Source organism: Methylopila jiangsuensis, assembly GCF_027922305.1.
Taxonomy (GTDB): Bacteria; Pseudomonadota; Alphaproteobacteria; order Rhizobiales; family Methylopilaceae; genus Methylopila; species Methylopila jiangsuensis.
On the sequence record NZ_BSFK01000008.1, the window covers coordinates 1 to 7,479 of the forward strand.

Consider the following 7,479-nt stretch of genomic DNA (forward strand, 5'->3'; position numbering starts at 1 on the left):
CGTGCGGTGCGCCTTCAGGTAGGTCGCGTCGATCATCACCGCTTTGGGTTCGGCGCCCACCGCAGCCAAACCTTCCATGATGCGCGTGAACACGCCTGCCTCACCCCAGCGCTTCCAGCGGTTGTACAGCATCTTGTGCGGGCCGTACGCGCCAGGAGCATCGCGCCAGCGCAGCCCGTTGCAGTTGACGAACACGATGCCGCTCAGCACCCGCCGGTCATCCACTCGAGGCTTGCCGTGGCTCTTCGGAAAGAACGGCCGCAGCCGCTCCATCTGCTCATCCGTTAGCCAAAACAGGGTCGCTCATCCCGGTCTCCTCGCGGAGCCTGAATCAGATCGCGACGCTCATATCAATGGGTCCTGACCCTAATCGGGCGAGGTTCCGGTCATGCTCTCAAGCCTGCGCCACGAGCAGCCTTGGCATGGGCGCCGAGGGTCCGATCCTCTGTCGGGGAAGGGGGGAGCGATCGCTCACTCCCCCCGGTATGCAGGTCAGACCGTAACGACGACCTTGCCGATCTGGTCGTTCGATTCGAGGAAGCGGTGAGCGTCCTGGATGGCGTCGAGCGGGAAAGTGCGCGCGATCCGCGGCTTGAGCGCGCCCGATTCCAGACCCGCCACGATGAACGCCTTGGCGCGATCGAGGGCGGCATCGTCCGAGACGATCTCGCTGTAGAGATACCCCTTGAGCGTGAGGCTCTTGCCCAGCACGGAGAACAACGGGAACGGCGTCGGTTCGCCGCTGAGCGCGCCATATTCGAGCAGGATGCCGCCGCGTGCCATGCTCTCGGTCAGCGGCTCGAACGACGGGCCTCCGACCGGATCGAGCACCACGCGCGCACCCTGACCATCGGTTATCTCCATCACCCTCGCTACCAGATCCTCTTCCCCGGTCGCGACGACATAATGTGCACCGGCATCGATCAGGGCCTGGCGCTTGGCGCCGGTACGCGTCGTCGCGATTACCGTCGCGCCGACCATCCGCGCAATCTGGAAGGCAGCAAGGCCGACGCTGCTGGAGGCAGCAGTGACGATGACGAAATCGCCCTCGCCGAGTTTCGCCTGCTCCACCAGCGCACCCCAGGCGGTGACATACTGCATCCACACGGCCGCCGCTTCCTCGAACGACAGCGCCGCCGGATGCTTGACGACGAGGCCTGCGGGCACGTTGGCGACCTCGCCATAAGTGCCCCAGCGCGCGATATCGAGCGGGGGGATGACGCTGACGGCTTCGCCTTCCGCAAACCCGGTCACGTCCGCGCCGACCGTAACGACAGTGCCGGCAGCCTCATAGCCAAGGCGGCTCGGGAACTCGGCTTTCTGAAGGTAGGCATGGTTGCGGAACATCACCTCGGCGCGGTTTATGCCTATCGCCTTCACCGCGATCTGCACTTCGTCGGCCGCGGGCGCGGGGACTGCCACATCTTCAATCCTGAGGACGCTGGCGTCGCCATATTCGTGGATACGGACGATGCGGCTCATTGGAGACTCCTTGATTATTGAATGATCGTTCTGTAAGGGAGCGGACCACCAGTTTCAAGATATTATTTATCGATCGTTCCATATCGTGCACCAGAGATGACAGAGACGAAAGCCCGTCGCCGCGCAGGTCGCCCTCGTGTGTTCGACACTGACGCTGCGCTCGACAAGGCGGTGCGGCTGTTCTGGCAGCGCGGCTACGAGGCGACATCGATGGCCGATCTGGTGGCGGAGACTGGCGTCGCCGCCGCCAGTCTCTATGCAGCGTTTGACAACAAAGCGGGGCTGTTTGCGGCGGTGATCGAGCGCTACGCCGCGACGTTCAGCGTCCACCTCTATGCACCCATCAACGATCCGGCGTTGTCCACCTACGAGGCCGTCAAAGGCCTGCTGGAACGAGCGGCGTCATCATTCTCGGAACCTGGAACGCCGGCCGGCTGCTTCATGTATTCGGCAGCGGCAGCCGTTTCGCCGGCGTCCGCCGCCATCGAATGCCTGCTGCGCGACAAGCGTATCGCGGCGGAGGCCCTCCTGATCGAGCGTCTGCAACGCGGCGCCGCGCAGGGCGAGCTTGCGGCCAACACCGATCCGGTCGTGCTAGGCAAATTCATCAATACGGTCATGGAAGGCATGTCCGTTCAGGCGCGCGACGGCGCTACGATCAACGAACTGCTCTCCATCGCCAAAATGGCACTCGATCGATGGCCAGCCGCGATATGATCGTTACATGGTGGTCATCTGCCAATCCGCCTCCCGCGACCGAACAGTCAAACTTCATCGTCTCGAACTGCTCGCGCGTCATGGCATCGCCGATGGCCGGCTGACCGGCGCGGACCGCGCAAGCGAGGCCTTCATCCATCAGGTGCTGGACGACGAGGTTATCGGGCGGATCGACGATGCGGCCCAGCACGAGTGCCGTCGTGCCCGACACGACGCCTGTTTCCGCAAGATCGTTGCCGAAGGGGGTCAGGCGGACTTTGATGCCGGGCGCGACCTTCTCCAGGCGCGCCAGGACAGCGGGGACGATGACGAACTCGACATAGCCGTTCGGCGCGATCGTGAAGAGCCGTTCGGCGTGTGCGGGGTCGAAGGCCTGCTGACCGAGGACCGCGTCGTCGAGCTGGGCGAGTGCCTCGGCGATCAGCGGTGAGAGTTTAAGCGCGATCGGGGTCGGCTGGATGCCATAGCGCTCGCGTACGAACAGCTGGTCCTGAAGCATCTGTCGCAGACGCAACAAGGCGTTAGAGAGGGCGGGCTGCGTCATGCCCATGCGCTCGGCAGCCCGCGTGACGCTGCGCTCCTCCATCAACGCGACGAAGATCGGCAGCAGGTTTAGATCGGGGTTAGCACATAGAACGGGCGCAGATATACGCTAACGGATCGTCGTAGCGGTCGGATCGCGCCGTCTGCTGACGGCGATCTTGGGTGGAAAGCGGTCTGTCCGCTTCCGAGATCGATCGCGTGGGAAGCGGACAGTAGCGACCTGCCGGTATCCCATGCATCGTCATTTGTTCGACTGTTTTCAGAATTGAGCGACCCAGAAAAGGCGTCCCGCCTGCTGCCTGCAGATCAGGTCGAGGAGCGGCCGGGGCCTGGTTCCGCCCTGCGCGGAGTATCGAACTCTCCGTCCGACTTCAGAAGCCCTCGAGCACGACCTTGCCCCGCGCCCTGCCGCTCTCGAGAAGGGCATGCGCCTGACGCAGGTTCGCGGCGTTGATAGGCGTCAGCGTGCTCGTCGCGGTGCTCTGAATGCGGCCCTCGTCAACAAGTTGCGCGACCTGGCCGAGGATCCGGCCCTGCTCGCTCATGTCAGCCGTCTGGAAGATCGAGCGGGTGAACATCAGCTCCCAATGGATCGAGACGGCCTTGCGCTTGAACGGGGTGACGTCGAGGGCGTCGGGATCGTCGATCAGCCCGAAGCGGCCCTGTGGAGCGATGAGTTCGACGATCTCGGACAGATGCCGGAGCGTCTCGGTCGTCGAGAAGACGAAGGCAGGGGACCCGATCCCGAGGGCGCCCACCTGTTCGGCCAGAGGCCGGGAATGGTCGATCACATGGTGAGCGCCGAGTTCGCGGACCCAAGCCTCGGTCTCGGGCCGCGATGCGGTCGCGATGACGGTGAGATCGGTGAGGGCACGGACGAGCTGGATGGCGATCGAGCCGACGCCGCCAGCCCCTCCGACGATCAGGATGGCGTTCGCTGCGCCGGGGACCGGCTTGGCCACGTCGATCCGATCGAACAGCATCTCCCAGGCGGTGAGGGCCGTCAGCGGTAAGGCGGCGGCCTTGGCATCCGACAGCGACGTCGGCTTGCGACCGACGATGCGCTCGTCGACGAGATGGAACTCGCTGTTGCTCCCCGGGCGGGCGATCGAACCGGCGTAGAACACGTCATCGCCGGGCTTGAAGCCGACAACCTCGTCGCCGACTTCGACGACCTGTCCGACCGCGTCCCAGCCCAGCACCTTCCAACCGTCGTCGGCCGGCCGCGCGCTGTTGCGGACCTTCGTGTCGACCGGGTTCACCGAGACGGCTTTTACTGCGACGAGGAGATCTCGTCCGGTGGGAACGGGCCGGGGAAGTTCCATGTCCTCCAGGGCGTCCGCTCGATCGATCGTTCCAGGCGTCTTGTAGCCGATGGCCTTCATGGGGAGTGCTCCTGCATCCGGTTTGTTCGTTGATGCAGGCGGAACGTGGCGGTAGCTTATCGCAAGCTCAATACGCACAAATGCAGCCCATAGTGTCGAAAAGGATACCGTTATGGCGAAGGCCCGGTTCTCGCGCTTCGATTGCAGTCCTGGCTGCTCGGTGGAAGCGGCAGTGGGTCTGATCGACGGCAAGTGGAAGTCGGTGATCCTATTCCACCTTCTGTCCGGCACACTTCGCTTTGGCGAGATCCGGAGGCAGATCGCGAACGTGACGCCGCGCATGCTGACCAACCAGCTCCGGGAGCTGGAGGAGGACGGATTGGTGGCGCGAAAGGTCTATGCCCAGGTGCCGCCGAAGGTCGAGTACAGCCTCTCGCCGCTCGGGCGGACGATGGAGCCAATCCTACTCGCCCTGAAAGGATGGGGCGACGCCAATCTCGGCCTCTATGGTAAGCCGAAGCACGGCTCGTCCGCGGAAGGGGCGGCGAACGAAGAGGACGAGGAGGGACGCCAAGCCGCCTGAGCGGGAGGACCGCTCGCGGTCCGCACTGACGGGCTGCAAATGTCTGCGGGGGAGCGATAGCGGACGGCCTGCTTTGACACGTCCGTTTCCCCCGGCCCCCATCGCCTCAAGTGGGTGGAAAGCTTCCAATCCGCTCTTGTAATGAAGTTAGCAATAAGCTGCCATTCGAGATCGGTAGGGGCTTTCCCGAAAACGATGGTGAAGCGGGAAAGCTCAAGCGTTGAGGTCGGTGATGACCTCGCCGATCAGCGCCCTCAGCCAGCGGTGCGCTGGGTCATGTCTATAACGAACGTGCCATGCCATCTCGACGGGGAAGCTGCCGAGGTCGACCGGAGCCGGCAGGATCTTCAGCCGAGGCTCCTGCATCAGCCGCTTGCAGATAAGCGAGGGCAAGGTAGCGCAATAGTCGGTCACCGCCACCATCTCGGCGACCGCGAAGAAGTTGGTCACGGAGATCGCTACGTCACGCTTCAGTTGCTGCTGGGCCAGCGCCTGGAACAGCCCGGCACGCATCCGTCCTGGCGGCACGATGTTGACGTGCTTCATTGTCTCGAACTGCTCACGCGTCACGGCATCGCCGACGTTCGGATGGTCGGCGCGTACGGCGCAGGCGAACCCTTCGTCCATCAGGTGCTGAACGACGAGGTTGTCGGGCGGGTCGACGATGCGACCCAATACGAGCGCTGTCGTTCCGGAAACGACACCCGTTTCGGCGAGATCATTGCCGTACGGGGTCAGATGAAGCCTGATGCCGGGCGCAACCTTCTGCAGTCGCGCCACAACAGCGGGGACGAGGACGAACTCGGCATAGCCGTTCGGCGCGATGGTGAAGAGCCGTTTCGCCTGCTTTGGATCGAAGGCCTGTTGGCCAAGGACCAGATCGTCAAGCTGCGCGAGCGCCCCGGCGATCCGTGGCGCGAGTTCGAGCGCGACCGGCGACGGCTGGACGCCGTAGCGCTCACGGACGAACAACTGATCCTGCAGCATGAGACGGAGGCGGGACAGGGCGTTGGACAGCGCCGGCTGGGTCATGCCCAAGCGCCCGGCCGCCCGTGTGACGCTGCGCTCCTCCATCAAGGCGACGAATATCGGCAGCAGGTTCAGGTCATAGCGCATGGAGGCATCATGTAGTCCGCATATCAGTAATCAAAAATATCAATTTCTTGAATATGTCGACCATACCCAACTCCCTTCCATCGGCGACGGACGCCGCAAACATGAAGGCTCAGATGCGCATCCACGTGGCGATCGCTGAGGCGGAGCCACGATCCGGCGCAAGCTGAAATCCGACTCGAAGGGAACATGGCAATGACCAAGGGTATCGAAGACAAGGTCGTCCTAATCACCGGTGGCAGCACCGGTATCGGCGCTGAGACCGCCCGACTTCTTGCTGAACGGGGTGCGAAGGTCGCCATCGCTGCACGGCGCAAGGACAAGCTCGATGAGGTCGTGGCGGAGATCGTCGCGAACGGCGGCACGGCACGTGCCTACACGCTCGACGTCACCGACAAGTCGGCAATCCAGTCCGTCGTCGCCGCGATCGTAGCTCAATTCGGCCGTCTCGACGTGCTGATCAACAACGCCGGTCTGATGCCGATTCGTCCGATGGCCGAGGTCAACACGGACGAGTGGGACCAGATGATCGACGTCAACCTGAGGGGCACGCTCTACGGCATCGCCGCAGTTCTTCCGGGCTTCCTCGAGCAGGGCAGCGGTCACATCATCAACCTGAGCTCGGTTGCAGGGATCAAGGTCTTCGCACCAGGCGGCACGGTCTACTCCGGCACCAAGTTCGCCGTCAGCGCGATCAGCGAGGGCCTGCGCCAGGAGGTGGGCGAGAAGGTCCGCGTCACGTCGATCGAGCCTGGAGCTGTCGAAAGCGATTTGAAGTTCACGACCTCTGGCGCGGCTGCCGAGACGGTGCTGGACTTCTACAAGCAGGCCATCCCGGCGGCATCGGTGGCGCGTGCTATCGCGTTCGCTGTCGAACAACCTGATGACGTCGACGTCAACGCGATCGTCATCCGGCCGACCGCACAGCAGTTCTGACTTCGACGAGGAGGCGGGGCCGCGTGTGCTCCGCCTCATGGGGAACGTACCGGCCCGCTCGGCCGTTACTTTGCCGAATAATATCTGTCCGTTTCACTTGAGGAGTCATTTATGCCCAAACTTGCCCTGTACGTACCACTGAAGGCCAAGCCCGGAAAAGAGCGTGATGTCGCCAATTTCCTGACCTCAGCATTGCCGCTCGTTCAAGCTGAGGCGGGCACTCTGACCTGGTATGCGATCGAGGAAGGTCCCGGTGCGTACGCGATCTTCGATACGTTCGACACAGAGGAGGATCGGCAGGCCCATCTTGACGGCAAGGTTGCCGCCGCACTGATGGACAAGGCAGAAGAACTGTTTTCTGAACCGCCGCAGATTCACAAGTTCACCCTGCTGGCCGCGAAATAGCGGAGCGGTCGGCACCCTAAGCTGCCGTTTGACTGCAGGGTAAGGCTCGTGTTTCCATCCGGAATGGAGGCCCGGCCGAATCGGGAAATGAATAAATGAATACGACAGGTCATCCGCGATAGTGGATGGCCTTGTCTTTTACGCTTATCACACCTCTGAATTTACTGATAAGGTGCCGTTGATGTGTCGCGACGTAACGGGACCATTGGTTCGCGGGAGATTCTTGAGCACATCAATTTGTCGCGTTATTCGGCCGTTCTGGCCCAGTCATTCAGAAAACCGCCGTGAGTCGATCCCAGGATGGCCCTAGGGTCAGGACTCGTTGATCACAGCCAGAAGATGACGGTGGCAGCGAGGGCGATGGCGGAGAAGAAG

8 protein-coding genes and 1 pseudogene are annotated in these 7,479 nt (G+C 62.8%); 4 read left to right on the top strand and 5 right to left on the bottom strand.

The features are described 5' to 3' along the window. Both PKE85_RS08700 and PKE85_RS08705 read right to left on the bottom strand, forming a co-directional pair. Nucleotides 1–297, bottom strand: a 297-nt coding sequence (locus PKE85_RS08700; RefSeq protein ID WP_271204355.1) for a transposase, incomplete at its 3' end; no start/stop codon positions are given. A gap of 195 nt (nucleotides 298–492) precedes the next feature. Beyond that, entirely contained in the window at nucleotides 493–1,482 is a 990-nt protein-coding gene (locus tag PKE85_RS08705; RefSeq protein WP_271204349.1) for a zinc-dependent alcohol dehydrogenase family protein, read from the bottom strand. 138 nt (nucleotides 1,483–1,620) lie between these two features. Between PKE85_RS08705 and PKE85_RS08710 the strand changes: the two genes are divergently transcribed. Beyond that, on the top strand, nucleotides 1,621–2,199 hold the full coding sequence (locus PKE85_RS08710) for a TetR/AcrR family transcriptional regulator (RefSeq protein ID WP_271204350.1): 579 nt from the start codon (nucleotides 1,621–1,623) through the stop codon (nucleotides 2,197–2,199). A gap of 52 nt (nucleotides 2,200–2,251) precedes the next feature. Here PKE85_RS08710 and PKE85_RS08715 read toward each other — a convergent pair. Together PKE85_RS08715 and PKE85_RS08720 are read right to left on the bottom strand one after the other, a co-directional pair. Further along, nucleotides 2,252–2,848: pseudogene (locus PKE85_RS08715) on the bottom strand (LysR family transcriptional regulator); the annotation flags it as partial. Between the two features lie 265 nt (nucleotides 2,849–3,113). After that, complete coding sequence (locus PKE85_RS08720; RefSeq protein ID WP_271204351.1) at nucleotides 3,114–4,127, bottom strand: zinc-binding alcohol dehydrogenase family protein; 1,014 nt, start codon at nucleotides 4,125–4,127, stop codon at nucleotides 3,114–3,116. A 112-nt stretch (nucleotides 4,128–4,239) separates the two neighbouring features. Here PKE85_RS08720 and PKE85_RS08725 point away from each other — a divergent pair, with 112 nt between their 5' ends. Beyond that, on the top strand, nucleotides 4,240–4,650 hold the full coding sequence (locus PKE85_RS08725; RefSeq protein ID WP_271204352.1) for a winged helix-turn-helix transcriptional regulator: 411 nt from the start codon (nucleotides 4,240–4,242) through the stop codon (nucleotides 4,648–4,650). A 213-nt stretch (nucleotides 4,651–4,863) separates the two neighbouring features. Here PKE85_RS08725 and PKE85_RS08730 read toward each other — a convergent pair whose 3' ends face one another. Next, complete coding sequence (locus PKE85_RS08730) at nucleotides 4,864–5,766, bottom strand: LysR family transcriptional regulator (RefSeq protein WP_271204353.1); 903 nt, start codon at nucleotides 5,764–5,766, stop codon at nucleotides 4,864–4,866. 192 nt (nucleotides 5,767–5,958) lie between these two features. On the opposite strand from PKE85_RS08730, the gene PKE85_RS08735 reads away from it, so the two are divergent. Next, entirely contained in the window at nucleotides 5,959–6,699 is a 741-nt protein-coding gene (locus PKE85_RS08735) for an SDR family oxidoreductase (protein ID WP_271204354.1), read from the top strand. A 111-nt stretch (nucleotides 6,700–6,810) separates the two neighbouring features. Further along, nucleotides 6,811–7,104, top strand: a complete 294-nt coding sequence (locus tag PKE85_RS08740; RefSeq protein ID WP_037093999.1) for a putative quinol monooxygenase — start codon at nucleotides 6,811–6,813, stop codon at nucleotides 7,102–7,104. Nucleotides 7,105–7,479 lie beyond the last annotated feature (375 nt).